We start from the raw sequence: 15,497 nt of genomic DNA, 5'->3' as shown, positions 1-15,497 counted from the left end.
GTTCCATTCGCGTTCCCTTTTAAACACAAAAGACACAAAAGATTTCTCAGATTATTCCAATCTGTGTTCCAAAAAAAATAAGCGACCATCTGCGTTTGCGAAGCAATCTGTTTCATCCGGGTTCGAACAATCGCTTTAGATTCATAGATTTTGATATTTAATTTATTCAAAAATTAGCATATAACTCAAAAAGTTTACTGTCTTTGAGTATTTTTTTTATATTTGAGGAAACTAAAAAACAAAACTTAAATAACATGGAAGACAATCAAATCATCTATACACTAGATAGCAACGGAGATAAAGAAACAAATCTAAGAAATGCAGCAACTGCTTTAGCCACGAAACTTAAAGATCAATTTGGAAGCACACATACCGTTACTGCAGGCGAATTTGCTACTGTTGATAAAGATTGGACCCATGAAATCAAAATTAGAAAAGGGGATAAAATAGGAGCTGCGGTTACTTTAAAATGGGAACAAGCTAAACCAACGGTTCTTGCCATAGATGTTGATGAATCTTCCAAAATGGGTTCGATGATTACTTATGGCGTATTGTTTCCTTTTGGAGCCATAGGAGCTTATTTAGCATACAACGATATGGAGCCCTTAGCTTTTTTACCAGGGCATAAAATTGCAGCAGGTTTAGGAGGATTAATAGCTCTTATACCAGGATTATTGATCGTTTATGTACTAAAATCAATGTTGTTAAAAAACGAGAAAGAAGAAAACAAACAATTGGTAAGTGATGTTGTAAAGACTTGTAAAAATGAATAAGTTTTTTAAAATTGGCTGCCTAGTAGTTGTTGGTTTTGTAGTAATAGCCATGATTGGTGCAACAATAGCAAAATGGTATGAAGATCCAACACAATCCATCGCTTTTTTAAATTCGGGTTCGGTAGCTAGATCGGTAACGTTCGAACGAATTGGTGCAGACGGAAAACTATCCGATACTTATACAGTGGATAGTACTTTGGAACCCAATCAGACTCTAATTGAAAAAGTAAAAGAAGGCAACTATAAAGTTAGCGTTTGGAATCTTGACAAAAACTTATACAAATCAATAGAGTATAAGATTACACTTAAAAATCCGAAAGAATCCAATTATCAATTGTATAGATTTGACCTTGCTATGGATAAGATTTACACTATTGTCAATCTTAATGCCTTATACGAAGGAAATGCCTTTTCCGATTATATGTCGAAAGCAGTCGGAACCAAACGTGATCAACTTAGAATTGAAAAATTTTATGATGGTGGTTCTCTTTTTATAGTACCAGAGACCTACACTGATAGAACTTTTGTTGATATAGACGATAAGATTCCAACTAATGTTAAATATGGTGAAGTAGTTTACGGATTGTTTGCATTTGATAAATCGCTACCTGAAGATCAAATACAAGACAATCTTTTCAATCAGATTGGTAATAAGATAAAATAAAGCCTATTTAAAAGCCACACAACTTGTCATTAATAATAAATCCCAAATGAAAGAACTTCAATTTATTCAGGTTGCGCAACATGCACCTAGAATTAAAAAAATCATTAGAAATTTAGTGCTACTTACTTTAGTAAGCATTTTGGTTATTATAGTATCTAGGTTCTTTTACGAGGGTAGGGTTCACGAAGCCATCGTCTATCGAAGAGGAATGAGATTAAATGTTGAGGTAGGCTGGCCTGCTAACATCAACGCAATTGCTAGTTGGGGTTTGCTGTTTTTTTCTTTAGCATTTCTTTATTTGTTTTTCAGACAAGACTTAAAAAAGCCAGCACTTGCGGTTACTAATGAGGGTTTATTTATTAATCAACAACTCTTCCGCAATGCCTTTATACCTTGGAGTGAAATAGAACGTGTAGAATTGCGAGGTCATATTTCCAATCCAATTATGCGTTTGTTTTTTAAAGATACGAATGCAGTATTAAAAGGACAAGTTTTTATCTTAAAGTCAATAGCAAATGCCACATTAAAATCAAATCCAAGTATGGGAATTTCAAAAGATGAAACTATTGGCGATTTGGTTAGTATGTTTGATTTTATGAAAGAAAAAGGAGTACCAGTGAAAGAACAAATGGCAGGACGTTCCAAAAATGAGAATTAAGAACTCCTTACTAATTTTAGCCAAAATATTTCCTCCGAGTTCCAAATTTAAACACAAAATATTTTAAAGATTTCTAAGATTATTCCAATCTGTGTTCCAAATAAAATCCGCGACCATCAGTTACATCCGTTTCATCCGCTTTCCATTTTAAAACACAAAAGACACAAAAGATTTAAAAAAACTCTGTGAAACTCTGTGCTCCAAATAAAAGCCACCTCGACCTTCGGCCACTCCTCCAGAGGAGGAGAAATCTAAAAAAGAAATCTGCGTAAATCTGCGTTTGCGAAGCAATCCGTTTTATCCGCGTTCCAATTGTAAACACAAATGGCACAAAAGATTATACTATTTCTCGCAAAGACACGAAGGCGCAAAGAGAAAAACTCTGTGAACAACTCCGTGTAACTCTGTGCTCCAAAAAAAAGCCACCTCGACCTTCGGCCACTCCGCTAGAGGAGGAGAAATCTAAAAAAGAAATCTGCGTAAAATCTGCGTTTGCGAAGCAATCCGTTTTATCCGCGTTCCATTTTAAACACAAAAGATTATCGCTTCATGCTAAAATGCCCTTTATGCGTTCTACCATCGGCACGGTAGGCAACAAACCAATAATCGTCGGAAACCATCAGATTTCCATTGTAAGTGCCATCCCAACCAGCACTCTTTGAAGTGAAGGCCGTAATGGTTTTGCCATAACGATCAAAAATCTCTACTCTAAATTCAGGTTCGTTTTCAGCATCTTTAATTCTCCAGTAATCGTTATAACCATCACCATTGGGTGTAAAGTATTTGGTATAGTAAAGCAACCAAACGACTTTATTTATAATGCCACAACCGGCTTTGTCTTTTACATAAATGGTATACAGTCCTGGTGCTAAGTTGTTAAAGTAGTTTTCGTCTTGAAACGTAGTGCCATCTAAAGAATACTCAAAAGAACCATTGCCAGAAGTTATTACAGTAATACTATTTTCATTCAAAGTCCAATCGGAGGTTTCAATACTTTCTATAACAGGTGGCCCCGAATTAATAACAATGATGTTTTTAGTGTTAGTACACGTTTGGCCGTTGTATGTATTTGTAGCAGTTACCGTTAGGTTGGTTACACCAATAGCCGTAATACTTACCGATGCAGTAGTAGCACCATTCGACCAAAGATAGGTGGTTGTTGGTAAATTATTGAGGGATGCATCAACGACAGTAGGATTGGTGGAGCAATTTAAATAGCTGGCATTGAGATTCAAACTAGGAGTTTGTCCAACAATTAAGTTAAAACTTCTTAATTCATAACAATTGGGAAGCGAATTGAGTACAATTCTAGTATGAATAAGTTGCGGATTGCTTACCGGATTAAAACTAGCTAAGTTAGTAATGGCGTTGTTGCCATTTTGCGCATCAGCCAATGTAGAGTGATAAGTTATGGTATAATCACTTGCTGGTTGCGTTGCTAAAATGACAGCAGTTTGTTGCGTTAAATCGAAAGTTTCGTTGTTGGTAATAACTGTTTTGCATTGCAATACATCAGTTGGAGTTGTTATCAAAATAATAGAACCAAGCGTACTAACATCAAACAATCGGTTGACAATATTGCCGCAAATATCTTCTATTTGAAAAAGATAAATGGCAGGCGCTAAATTGAAAAAAGTATTGGAAGTACCATTATCAAAAAAGAAAGGCAATCCGTCTTTTTGTACTAAAGTATAGCGCAAAGGAGTAGTTCCGTTGGCTTCAACAAAAACATCTAAAGTTCCACTGGTAGAGCAAGGCAATCGGTAGGCATCTATAAATTCTAAGGATTCATTGTAACTTAATGATGGTGCTAGTATTTCAATACAATCTTTATCAGCGCTACTTACAACAGCAGTATTCCAATCGCTACCATTATGGTACGATAAAAAGGCACGAACAATTCGGAAAGTACCATTAAAACTGAAATTAATATTGGTGGTATTGTTGGCTAAGGAAATAGAATTAGTTCCGTTTGGCACTGTACCTTCAGTATATAGGACATTGGTGCTAGGATTACCCCAAGTATTAGTAACAGGATTAATTAATTTTTGCAACCAATAGGTTTGACCTGCCGTTCCATTACTTACAAAGTTTAAGGGAATGTTGAAAGAACCGCAATTAGGTAGCAATGAAAAATTGGAAGTAGTAATGCTATAACCTTGTAAACTTACGGTAATGGTATTAGTGAAATTGCATTCGTCAGTTCCAGTAAAAGTGTAACTTCCTGCAGGTAGATTATTCATATAAAGGACACCATCCGAAGCAATATTGGAAGATACATTATAGGGTAAACTAAATCCAAATGAAGTAGGAGCAGCTACAATACTTATAGAAGTTAATTTTGAATTCAAGCTTTCAATTTTAACAGCACTAGTAGCCAAATCACAACCATTTCTTATGGTACTAGATAAACCTTGATCTACATAAGCAGGAACAACTGTAGAGATAGTTGGAATAATATCATTACACGTATTGGTCAATTCAAAACTATAATTTCCTAGAGGAACCGGATTTAGGGTAATAGCACCATTAGCATCAATCAAAGAAGTAATGTTGTGTGGTAAAGGAAACGGATAATCCGATGGTGCGACCGTTACTAAGCCACTTGTGATGATGTAGCCCGGTATAGCGATGTTTATGTTTCCTGTTGTGGTCAAACAACCATTATGAGCTCCTGTTGCTGTTGGAGTTGGAGGTCGGTCTATTATAGAAAAGGTGACATTTTGAATGGTACCACAAGCATCTGTAATGGAGGCATCATAATTTCCAATAGGTGTAGGTAATGAGGCATCTCCAAAAGAGACAGTATTTTGATTGTAAGGACCAGGATAGGCGTTGTTGAAAAGCGCAGGATTAAAACCCGCCGGAAAAGAATTAAAATTTATCGAATAGGGAGGAACAAAATTTGATAGGGTAAACGTAAAAAAGTTTTCATTACAATCGAGTGTAGTAATGGTGTTAGTTAAGTTTATTCCATTGTTTACAATAAAATTTGAGGAGTAACTAGCTCCACAAGCATCCACAATAGCAAGCGAATAGCTAAAATTCTGATTGATGTAATTGGTCATGGTTTGCACCAAACTTTGTGAGGTTGGATTTCCGGTATTCAGAGTACTGTTCAAAACAATAGGCGTGGCTCCAGAAGGTGGAAAAATGGTGTAAGTAATGTTTAACGGATAACCAATAACGGTTCCAGTAGCGGCGGTCAAAGTATTGGTAACCGAAACTAAATTACAATTAACCGGTAAGGTTTGAGCCGTTTGAGGTTGTCCAATGGTAATACCGGTAGTATTTTGAACCACCGTAAAAGTCGTTACAACACCTATTCCACAATTATCAAAAACTCTAATTTTATAGACGCCAACGGGTAAACCTGAAAAAGTATTAGAACTTTGTAGCGGAAAAAGCAAAGGACCATTAAAGATTTCATAAGAAACAGGAACTCCAGTAAGGGTATTAACCGAGATAGTACTTGTATTAGAACAAGCTTGATTTAAACTTTGAATTGAAAAAGTTAAGGGCACAACCGAGTTTACTATGGTTGCATCTTGTTGCTGTTCTGTGGTAGTTGCCCCATTTGTTTCTCTGGCAATTACCCTGTAGTCTCCTGCAACCAATCCGTTGAGTGTTGTAGCAGTTGTTGTTGCAAATGGTGTAGTGGTGTTAGGTAATTTATAGATGATGTACTGCATACTTCCTCCAGCAATAGTATTGGTTGCATTAAATTGCAAACTACCATTTCCAGCACAGGTTTCGTTAGTAGTTGTAACTGAAAGGTTGAATCCAAAACAATCAAGTTGATTCAGAAAAAAAACAAGATGAAGTAAGTATAGGTACCTTTTCATGTATAATTTATTAACAAATTTACTAAATGTGTTTCATAAAAACACGATTATTTGTAATGTTTTAACGATAAAAGTGTGTTTTTTATTACTTTATGTAAGTATTTAATTACATTTATTTTTTACTTATATGGGATTGAGTTTTTTTATCTACGATTGAAAAGCTTTTTTATTCGGGATTAACTTCGTTATTTCAGAATGGGTGCTGTAGTGGGAATATTTGTTTATTCTGGACTAACTTCGTTATTCCAAAATGGGTTTTGTAGTGGAAATGAAAAGCTTATTTTTTTATTCTGGACTAACTTCGTTATTCCTGAATGGGTTGCTTAGTGGGAGTGGGAAGATTTTTTTTTATTCTGGACTAACTTCGTTATTCCAGAATGGGTTGCTTAGTGGGAGTGGGAATATTTGTTTATTCTGGATTTTGCTTCGCAAGTTCCAGAATGAGCTCCGTAGTGGAAATGAAAAGCTTTTTTTCAATCTGCGATTGAAAAACTTTTTTTGTATCCCATTTTAATTCTTTGAGCAAGCTCAAAATTAAAAATGGGATACAAAAAAAGCCCTGACTATCGTCAGAGCTTTTCATTCTTAAGTGACCTCGACTGGATTCAAACCAGTAACCTTCTGAGCCGTAATCAGATGCGCTATTCAGTTGCGCCACGAGGCCTTTTTTGTGGGTGCAAATATAAGTATATTTGTGTAACTTGCAAACCAAATTTACTATAATATTAAAAAATATGCCTCTTAAAAAATACATCCGTGATATTCAGGATTTTCCAAAACCTGGAATTGGTTTCAAAGACATTACACCTTTACTAAGTAACCCAATTGCAAGACAAGAAACGCTAGATTTATTGCTTTCCACAGTAAAAGATAAGAAAATAGATAAAGTTATTGGAGTTGAAAGTAGAGGTTTCTTCTTCGGAATATTATTAGCAGAAGCATTAAATGCGGGATTTATTCCTGTACGAAAACCAAAGAAATTACCTTTTGAAACTATTTCAGCTACTTACGATTTAGAATATGGTACAGATACTTTAGAAATACACATAGACGCTATTGAAAAAGGAGATAGAGTACTTATTCATGATGATGTGCTTGCCACAGGAGGAACTGCAAAAGCCGTTTGCGAACTGGTAGAACGCTTAGGTGGAGAAATAGTGCAATGCAATTTTCTAATGGAATTGTCTTTTCTAAACGGAAGAGAAAAATTGGGAGACAATGAGATTTTTGCTGCTATGACTTATTAGTCAATGGCACGACAAGTCACATAATAACGGTAAGCAATAAGCGCCATTTGCCACTTTTTAGCTTTAGCCAAATCCAATCGCTGTTTGGTAAAACTTGGCAGTAAAAGTTTGTTTATTTTAGCTAAGACTTTGTACATCACTTTTTTTTGCAAAGATAGTTTTTTAGTTTTTATTTAGTTTGTAATATTAAAAAATGAGCCCGAAATAGTATCGAGCTCATTGGTATGAAATTTATTAAAACAGCTTTTATAAGCAGTTTTGCTCTTTTATTTTATCTACTAATGAATTAAAATGATTATCGTCTGCAGTATCTTTAAAACACATTATCTGATACATCTTTTCACCATCATTAATAACAATTACCTGCATGTAAATATTTTCAATTTTAATATGAAGTCTCAAATCAATTATACAAACATTAGTATTTTCGTATTTTTGATTAAGTAGGACTTTTGAATTGTTTTGCCAAGTTTTTATATAATCATTCGTCACCAATTCAGCTAATTTCAAAAGTGACTTGCCCTTTTTATTTTTTGGAATTTCAAAATATAACAACCCTGTTTCATTGAGTTCATTAGAACTTAAAGAAATTTCTTCCACATTACCAATTCCATTTATAGTTCTTTCACCTTTTTCAGTAGAAGAATTTTTAAAACAATCAATTAAATAACTATAATTTTTACTCTTCTGACCAAATGAAAAATTCGACGTAAGAAGAGTTGTTATTGTAAGAAAGGTTATAAAATATCTCATTTATTAGGTTTTGGTAAAAATTGATTATAATTTGAAAATAAAGTCTTCAAATTCAGAGATTCTTTGTTCTTATTTCCACTCAAATAAATGCTTGTAGCTGTTCCAGTTTGCGTAAATCAAGAAAACGTTTGCTAATAAAATTGCTGTTGCCATTGGTAAATCTGATTTGGTAACTACAGCATGAAGTAAAAAGATATTTACGGATATAGGTAAAAGTATTAACAAAAAGGCTCTCATAAATTTGCCACTAACAAGTGATATTCCGGCTAAAAGTTCGATAACTTTTACTAATGGAAACATGTATTTTGATGCCATAAAGCCTGCCATAACTGTTGCCATGTCTCCGGTTGGAGCAGGTTGATCTCCAAGTTTGAAGAAATAAGAAATGGAAGCAAACAACATTAGTCCTCCAAGGAGTACTCGAACAATAATAATTGCAATTCTCATAGTTTTAAAATGTATTGGTTAGTTTCTCAAAGAGAATAAATTTTATTTCAAATAGAAAAACCACTCCTAAGAGTGGTTCTGTAAGACTGTAATTCCAAATTTACCTTTTCAAATATTTTTTATAGCCTAGATATCCTAAGAAGGCCATAAGAGCGAAAGGCCAAAGCACAACAACAAAAGAAATAATGTTTTCTAAAATAAACCAACCAGTTTTTAAACTGTCCCAAATTTGAAGTCCAATATTAGGTCGATAGGCGTTGGTGCTTTTTTCATTGGCAACCATTTCTTGTTTGACGGTTTGATCTTGATAGATTTGCAGTGTTAGTGTGCTAAAGTTTACTTGGTCTTGCAAGGATAAGTTTTCTATTGTTTTAGCATCGTTTTGCTCTTTTTTGGTATCTAAATTCTCTTCGGCATCAATTACCTGATTTAATTTTTTACCTTTTTCATCAATAGCAGTTGCAATTCTCTTTTCGGTAGCAGTACTTCTTTTTTGAGCCATTTTATTAGACAACATTTGAAGCGTAACATCGTCGGCTTTAATGACGCGAAAGTTTAGAAAATCAATTTGCTTAGCAATACTTTTTACAACGGTATCCAATTGGGTGTTAGGAACTCTAATAGTAATATTGTTGTCAACAGTATATTTTGTGGTAACAAGCGTACTATCTGGACTTACTTTAGTTTTGTCTTCCTCATTTATATGACTTTGAAGGTTGGTGTAGGTTACAAATCCACCAAATTTCGTTGTAGCGTCTTCAATAATTGTAGTTGATTTGGCTACGTTTTTGACTTTGAATTTGATGTCGGCGGTTCTAACAAATTTTCGATTACTGTTCTTGGGCTCAACAGCAGCTGAAGAGGAAATTACACTTGTTGAATCTGCAGAAGCACTTTGTTGGTCGTAAGCTGCTTCGGTTGCGTTTTCATTTTCTGCTTGTTTGCAAGCAACGACACTGCTCATAAGTAACACTGCCCATAAGAATTTGGTGGTTTTGTTCATAGAAATTAAAATTAAAGTTATTATTTAGATAATTGTATTTAATTAGTAAGATTTAAGTAGTTTTATTATCAATAATAATTTAATTTTAAGTGAAGTAATTGTGCCTATTTTCAGCAGTCTAAAAATCGTGCCAAAAAAAATGAAATTATAATTTTAGCTCAAAATATTTTTTGTTGTAATTTTGAAGAAAGAAAAATTCCCTTTGAGAACAATCCAATGTAGCACTATTGAAAACCCTAAATTATTCAAGGAACAGCTTTTGTTGTGGTCCAATCAATTTAGAGAAGTGGTTTTTTTAGATTCTAATGAGTACCATCAACACTATTCCAATTATGATTGTGTTGTTGCCGTTGATGCTTTTACCTCAATAAAAACCGATTTTGATAAGTCATTCGAAGATTTACATCAATATCAAAGTCAATCCAACGATTGGTTGTTTGGTTATTTATCTTATGATTTAAAAAACGATATTGAAGATTTACAATCCAATAATTATGATGGTTTGCACTTTCCAGATTTGTTTTTCTTTCAACCCAAAAAGTTATTTTTATTGAAAGGAAATCAACTAGAGCTGCACTATTTGTATTTGTGTGATGATGAAATGACTTCGGATATTGAAGAAATAAACCAGTGTTCGGTTTTCAGTACCCAACATTCGGAAGTTACAATTCAACAGCGTATCTCTAAAGAAGATTATCTTTCTAAAGTGGGCAAAATGTTGCATCATATTCATCGTGGCGATATTTATGAAGCCAATTTTTGTATGGAATTTTATGCTGAAAATGCGATAATAAATCCTCTAGCTATTTATCAAAAGTTGAATGCCATTTCGGAGCCACCATTTGCAGTCTATTTCAAAAATAACTCCGATTATTTAATGTGTGCTTCTCCAGAGCGCTATTTGAAAAGAGAAGGTAATAAAGTGATTTCACAACCCATAAAAGGAACTGCAAGACGAAGTTTTGATTTAGAACAAGATGCGCTTCTAAAGAACGAGCTTTCGGAAAATGAGAAAGAACGTTCAGAAAATATCATGATTGTTGATTTAGTTCGTAATGATTTGTCTAAAACAGCCACTAAAGGTTCGGTTCAAGTAGAAGAGTTGTGCGGTATTTATACTTTTAAACAAGTACATCAAATGATTTCAACTATTGTTTCAGAGGTTGAAGGCACTACATCCTCAACAGCGTTGTTGCAAACTACTTTTCCAATGGGCAGTATGACTGGAGCACCAAAGATTTCGGCCATGAACATCATTGAAGATTTAGAGGAAACCAAACGAGGTTTGTACAGTGGTGCAGTTGGCTATTTTACTCCTAATGGTGCCTTTGATTTTAATGTGGTCATAAGAAGTATTTTGTACAATGAAAAATTGCACTATGTTTCATTTTCTGTAGGAAGCGCTATAACTTCAAAGTCTATTCCAGAGCAGGAATATGAAGAATGTTTGTTAAAAGCCAAAGCAATGTTAGATACATTACAAAATAATTAATTTTTTATGTTTAACTTAGCGCAATCTTACAATTTAAAAAAGGTATTATGAAGAATTTCAAGAAACTAATAGTGTTGGCGGTATTACTGTTTACTACTTCATTTTTTGCTCAAACCTCTCCTAAATATTATGTGGTTTTGGTTAAAGCAAAATGGTGTTCTACTTGTATTAAAAACGAAGATAGAGTAGTTAATGAACTGCTATCAAAAGTGGACAATACTAGTATGACAGTTTTAACAAACGATATAACAAATAAAGAAACCAAAGCCGCTTCTGCAGAAATTTTGAAAGCGAATGGATTGGAATATGTAAAGTTACGTTCTTCAGGAATTCTATTTTTTGTTGATGCTAGAACTAAAAAAATCGTAGAATCAATTCCGATTTCAAAAACTACCGAAGAACTTACCAAAACACTTGAAAGAGTTGCTTCTTTATAGATGAAGTTGCATAAACTTTTTTCAATAACAATAAAAGTTTGATGAGTTCTTTTCGTCAAACTTTTATTATTACTACTTTAGCGTTTTGATACTATAAATGCTATACCAATTTCAAAATCATTTGCAAAATAACTTTCCTTTTTTAAAGGAAAAGAAGCTCCTTTTGGCTACAAGTGGCGGAATTGATAGTATGGTTTTGGTGCATTTACTACATCAATTAAAGTATGATTTTGCTGTTGCTCATTGCAATTTTCAGCTTCGAGGAGAGGAAAGTGATGGTGATGAAGCTTTTGTGACTTCTTTTTGTAAAGAAAGGCAAATAGAAGTTTTTGTTCAAAAATTTGATACTGCAAAGTTTGCTGAAGATTATAAACTTTCCATTCAGTTGGCAGCTAGAAAGCTGCGTTATGGATGGTTTTATGAACTAATAGATAAAGAGCATTTCGATTATATTTTAACAGCTCATCACTTGGATGACAGCTTAGAAACCTTTTTAATCAATTTAAGCAGAGGAACAGGTTTGGATGGATTGACAGGAATTCCCAATCAAAATGAGCGAATCATTCGTCCGTTATTGTCTTTCTCTCGATTAGATATCGAACATTATGCTAAAGCAAATGCGGTTCAATGGCGAGAAGATTCCAGTAATGCTTCCGATAAATATTTGCGTAATAAGTTGCGTCATGATGTGGTTCCGGTTTTAAAAGAATTGCATCCTAATTTGCTGGCTTCTTTTGAAAACACTCTAGAACATTTGAAACAAGCACAATCGTTGGTGGAAGATGCTTCTAAATTGGTTTATAAAATTGTAGTTAAAGAAGAGAAGCATCTTTTAAAATTTCAATTAAAAGAGTTGTTGAAATTGCCCAATTATAAAGCCTATTTATTTCAATGGCTTAAAAATTATGGATTTACAGCTTGGGATGATATTTATAATTTGGTTGAGGCACAATCAGGCAAACAGATTTATTCAGAACACTATTGTTTATTGAAGGATAGAGATTGTTTGATTTTATCTTTGAAAGAAGAAGCCACTGCAACCGATATTTATTTGATAGATAAAAATGTAAGCCAAGTTAATATTCCCTTAAAATTTGAGTTTTGTAACGTAGGTGACATTTCTGAATCAAATTCAAATAGTATCTTTGTCGATGAAGAAAAATTGTTGTTTCCGTTGGTCTTGAGAAGATGGCAAGAAGGCGATTTTTTCTATCCTGCAGGAATGCTTGGTAAAAAGAAAGTTAGCAAGTATTTTAAGGACGAGAAATTATCGTTGATTGAAAAATCAAATCAATGGTTGTTATGTTCTGATAATCAAATTATTTGGATTGTTGGAATGCGACAAGATGAACGATTTAAAGCAACTTCAAATACTATTAAAATTTTAAAAATAACCATTCAATAAATGAAGAATTTCTTTTACACATTGATTGCTTTTTTGGTTTTAACCAATATAAATGCGCAAATAAAAAAACCAGTAACTTGGGCATCTAAAGTAGAAAAAGTATCCGATACTGAGTTTAATTTGGTCATGAATGCTACTATTGAAGAAGGTTGGCATGTCTATTCTCAATTTACTCCAGAAAATGGACCTTTGCCAATTGTTTTAGAATTTAAAAACCAAAAAGGAAATTATGAATTGGTAGGTAAGGCAAAAGAAAGTCCCTACAAAAAACAATTCAATGCCGATTTTGAAGTAGATGAATACTATTTTGAAAAGAAGTTTACACTAATTCAAAAAGTGAAAATCACCAATCCTAAAGTTGGTAAAATACTTCTAAACGTTGATTTTCAGGTTTGTAAAGACGGTTGTATTAACGATAATAAAGATTTTAGTTTTGCTATTCCAGTAATAGAAACAGTCGCTGTAGTTGCTCCAGCTGCTGACACAGCCAAAGTAGCACCAGCAACAACTGTTGACACTACTAAAACGGAAGTTAAAGCTGCCACAGAAACAGTAGCAAAAGTTGCTCCTAAAAAAGAAGAGAAAAAAGGACTTTGGACTATATTTTTTCTAGCATTTCTAGGAGGATTTGCTGCATTATTAACTCCTTGCGTTTTCCCAATGATTCCTATGACGGTTAGTTTTTTTACTAAGCAAAGTAAAACTCCGGCACAAGGCAAACGAAATGCTATTATTTATGGTATTTCAATTATAGCAATTTATGTTGTTTTAGGTTTAGCTGTTACAGGTATTTTTGGAGCGGATGCTTTGAATGCGCTTTCAACCAATGTTTGGTTTAATATCATTTTCTTTTTGCTATTAGTTGTATTTGCTACTTCATTTTTGGGTGCATTCGAAATTATGTTACCTAATTCATGGGCCAATAAAGTAGATAGACAAGCAGACAGAGGAGGAATTGTTGGTATTTTATTTATGGCATTAGCTTTGGCTATAGTTTCGTTCTCTTGTACAGGACCAATTGTAGGAACTCTTTTGGTGGAATCTGCTTCTAAAGGAGGTATAGCACCAATTATAGGTATGTTAGGTTTTTCATCAGCTTTAGCTTTACCTTTTATGCTTTTTGCTATGTTTCCGGGTTGGATGCACTCGCTACCAAAATCTGGAGGATGGTTGAATACGGTAAAAGTATCTTTAGGATTTTTAGAATTAGCTTTGGCATTCAAATTTTTATCAAATGCTGATTTAGTATTGCAATTGCATTATTTTGAAAGAGAAACTTTCTTAGCAATTTGGATTGCAATTTTTGGGGCTTGGTCTTTCTATTTGTTTGGAAAAATTACTTTACCTCACGATTCTCCAATTACTCATATTTCTGTAGGACGATTAGGATTGGCTTTAACAGTCTTAGCTTTTACCATATACATGATTCCTGGACTTTGGGGTGCACCATTAAAATTAATCAGTGCTTTTCCACCACCAGAAACCTATAGTGAAAGTCCGAATGGAGTAGGAGGTTCTTCTAATGGTACAGGAGAAAAATTACCAGAAGGAGCTGAACTTGGACCACATGGCATAGTTGTTTTTACAGATTATGAAGAAGGAATGGCTTATGCTAATAAAGTAAAGAAACCAGCATTATTAGATTTCACAGGACATGCTTGTGTGAATTGTAGAAAAATGGAAAACAATGTTTGGTCGGAAGAAGAAGTTTTGAAAATATTAAAGAACGATGTTGTTGTAATTTCATTGTTTGCCGATGATAAACGTCCGTTGCCAAATGAAGAGCAGTTTGTCTCTAAATCTACAGGAGCAGAAATTGAAACGATTGGAGATAAATGGACCGATTTTATGATTACTAAATACAACACTAATACGCAACCATTATACGTATTGGTTGACAATAAAGGTAATAATTTGAATAAGGTAACACCAACCACAAGTTATGATCCTGATGTTGCATTGTATGAGAATTGGTTGAAACAAGGAATTGTAAATTTTAAAAAATAATAAAAAATCCCATCTTAATTTAGATGGGATTTTTTTTAATCGGTTGCTTCTAAGGTAAAAATGTCTTCTACAGGTTTATCAAAAAAGCGTGCTAGTTTAAGAGCTAAAACTGTTGAGGGAACATACTTTCCTTTTTCCATTGCGTTTATCGTTTGACGACTGACCTCAATTTGCCTGGCTAAATCTTCTTGCGAAATATTCTTAATAGCGCGCAAGACTTTCAAATTATTCGTCATCGTTAGTAGCTTTATTTAATTGATAAATTTTATAATGGAATCTTATGATGAAGAAAAGTAGCAAAGTAAACATATTATGAAATAATACATTTAAGTAGGGCATACCAAAGATAAATGCGGTAAAGAATAGTATTAAACCATAATTTAAATAGGTTGCCCAAACAAGACTTTCATATCTTATTTTTGAGATGTATTCATCTTCGTTTTTTAGTTTAGAAAAGCCAACAAATATTCCTCCAACAATCATCCCAAATGTTAGAAGTTCATCCAAGATACTATTTTCAATCAAACTAAAGAAGCCAGGTTTTTGACCAATTGTTTCTTGATAAATAGCAAACGTTGTTACATTTAAGTAGGAATCAATATTAGTTCCTAAAGAGGAAAATAGTATTGTTAATGTTATTGATGGCACAAACAACAACCATCCAATTTTTTTAAATGAGTTTGGAAATAAAAAGTGTGTTTTCATAATTTTTGATTTAAAAGTTGAAACAAATGTAAAGTATGTTTTACATATAGACAACTTTATT

15 protein-coding genes and 1 tRNA gene are annotated in these 15,497 nt (G+C 33.5%); 8 read left to right on the top strand and 8 right to left on the bottom strand.

Annotated features, from left to right (window positions below; genetic code table 11):
* Positions 1-254 precede the first annotated feature (254 nt).
* The 3 genes from ABD771_RS04335 to ABD771_RS04325 are packed head-to-tail and all read left to right on the top strand — an operon-like array spanning position 255 to position 2,095.
* Positions 255-773, top strand: coding sequence for a hypothetical protein (locus ABD771_RS04335; protein WP_345091118.1), 519 nt, complete (start codon positions 255-257; stop codon positions 771-773).
* Positions 766-1,437: a hypothetical protein gene (locus tag ABD771_RS04330; RefSeq protein ID WP_345091116.1), complete on the top strand. Its 672-nt coding sequence runs from the start codon at positions 766-768 to the stop codon at positions 1,435-1,437. The genes ABD771_RS04335 and ABD771_RS04330 overlap by 8 nt, the downstream gene beginning before the upstream one ends.
* A 46-nt stretch (positions 1,438-1,483) precedes the next feature.
* On the top strand, positions 1,484-2,095 hold the full coding sequence (locus ABD771_RS04325; protein WP_345091114.1) for an STM3941 family protein: 612 nt from the start codon (positions 1,484-1,486) through the stop codon (positions 2,093-2,095).
* A 539-nt stretch (positions 2,096-2,634) separates the two neighbouring features.
* On the opposite strand, the gene ABD771_RS04320 is transcribed toward ABD771_RS04325, so the two are convergent.
* The gene (locus tag ABD771_RS04320) at positions 2,635-5,940 is read right to left on the bottom strand and encodes a T9SS type B sorting domain-containing protein (protein ID WP_345091110.1); all 3,306 of its coding nucleotides are present in this window, start codon (positions 5,938-5,940) and stop codon (positions 2,635-2,637) included.
* Between the two features lie 590 nt (positions 5,941-6,530).
* Positions 6,531-6,604: transfer RNA gene (locus ABD771_RS04315), tRNA-Arg, on the bottom strand.
* 70 nt (positions 6,605-6,674) lie between these two features.
* Here ABD771_RS04315 and ABD771_RS04310 point away from each other — a divergent pair.
* Positions 6,675-7,187, top strand: coding sequence for an adenine phosphoribosyltransferase (locus ABD771_RS04310; RefSeq protein ID WP_345091107.1), 513 nt, complete (start codon positions 6,675-6,677; stop codon positions 7,185-7,187).
* Here the strand turns inward: ABD771_RS04310 and ABD771_RS04305 are convergent.
* From ABD771_RS04305 to ABD771_RS04290, 4 genes are all read right to left on the bottom strand, one after another.
* On the bottom strand, positions 7,184-7,324 hold the full coding sequence (locus ABD771_RS04305; protein ID WP_345091104.1) for an SsrA-binding protein: 141 nt from the start codon (positions 7,322-7,324) through the stop codon (positions 7,184-7,186). The genes ABD771_RS04310 and ABD771_RS04305 overlap by 4 nt on opposite strands.
* A gap of 109 nt (positions 7,325-7,433) precedes the next feature.
* The gene (locus ABD771_RS04300; protein WP_345091101.1) at positions 7,434-7,940 is read right to left on the bottom strand and encodes a hypothetical protein; all 507 of its coding nucleotides are present in this window, start codon (positions 7,938-7,940) and stop codon (positions 7,434-7,436) included.
* A gap of 69 nt (positions 7,941-8,009) precedes the next feature.
* Entirely contained in the window at positions 8,010-8,387 is a 378-nt protein-coding gene (locus tag ABD771_RS04295; RefSeq protein WP_345091098.1) for a DoxX family protein, read from the bottom strand.
* Positions 8,388-8,487: 100 nt separating this feature from the next.
* Positions 8,488-9,390, bottom strand: coding sequence for a DUF4349 domain-containing protein (locus ABD771_RS04290; protein ID WP_345091095.1), 903 nt, complete (start codon positions 9,388-9,390; stop codon positions 8,488-8,490).
* A 202-nt stretch (positions 9,391-9,592) separates the two neighbouring features.
* Between ABD771_RS04290 and ABD771_RS04285 the strand changes: the two genes are divergently transcribed.
* The 4 genes from ABD771_RS04285 (at position 9,593) to ABD771_RS04270 (ending at position 14,731) form a co-directional block, all read left to right on the top strand.
* Positions 9,593-10,882 carry an anthranilate synthase component I family protein gene (locus tag ABD771_RS04285; protein ID WP_345091091.1) on the top strand — a complete coding sequence of 430 codons (1,290 nt, stop codon included), beginning with the start codon at positions 9,593-9,595 and terminating at the stop codon, positions 10,880-10,882.
* 47 nt (positions 10,883-10,929) lie between these two features.
* Positions 10,930-11,319 (top strand): hypothetical protein, encoded by a 390-nt coding sequence (locus tag ABD771_RS04280; protein WP_345091088.1) that lies wholly within the window; start codon positions 10,930-10,932, stop codon positions 11,317-11,319.
* A gap of 121 nt (positions 11,320-11,440) precedes the next feature.
* Positions 11,441-12,724, top strand: coding sequence for a tRNA lysidine(34) synthetase TilS (gene tilS / locus ABD771_RS04275; RefSeq protein WP_345091084.1), 1,284 nt, complete (start codon positions 11,441-11,443; stop codon positions 12,722-12,724).
* On the top strand, positions 12,725-14,731 hold the full coding sequence (locus ABD771_RS04270) for a protein-disulfide reductase DsbD family protein (protein ID WP_345091082.1): 2,007 nt from the start codon (positions 12,725-12,727) through the stop codon (positions 14,729-14,731). It abuts the gene before it with no gap.
* Between the two features lie 35 nt (positions 14,732-14,766).
* Here ABD771_RS04270 and ABD771_RS04265 read toward each other — a convergent pair whose 3' ends face one another.
* Together ABD771_RS04265 and ABD771_RS04260 are read right to left on the bottom strand one after the other, a co-directional pair.
* Positions 14,767-14,967, bottom strand: a complete 201-nt coding sequence (locus ABD771_RS04265; RefSeq protein WP_345091079.1) for a helix-turn-helix transcriptional regulator — start codon at positions 14,965-14,967, stop codon at positions 14,767-14,769.
* Positions 14,957-15,436: a hypothetical protein gene (locus ABD771_RS04260; protein WP_345091076.1), complete on the bottom strand. Its 480-nt coding sequence runs from the start codon at positions 15,434-15,436 to the stop codon at positions 14,957-14,959. Before ABD771_RS04260 ends, ABD771_RS04265 begins: the two co-directional genes overlap by 11 nt.
* Positions 15,437-15,497 lie beyond the last annotated feature (61 nt).

It is taken from the genome of Flavobacterium chungnamense, assembly GCF_039539165.1.
GTDB lineage: Bacteria > Bacteroidota > Bacteroidia > Flavobacteriales > Flavobacteriaceae > Flavobacterium > Flavobacterium chungnamense.
The sequence above is the reverse complement of the archived record's forward strand: the minus strand, read 5'-3'. Positions and strand labels throughout refer to the sequence as shown.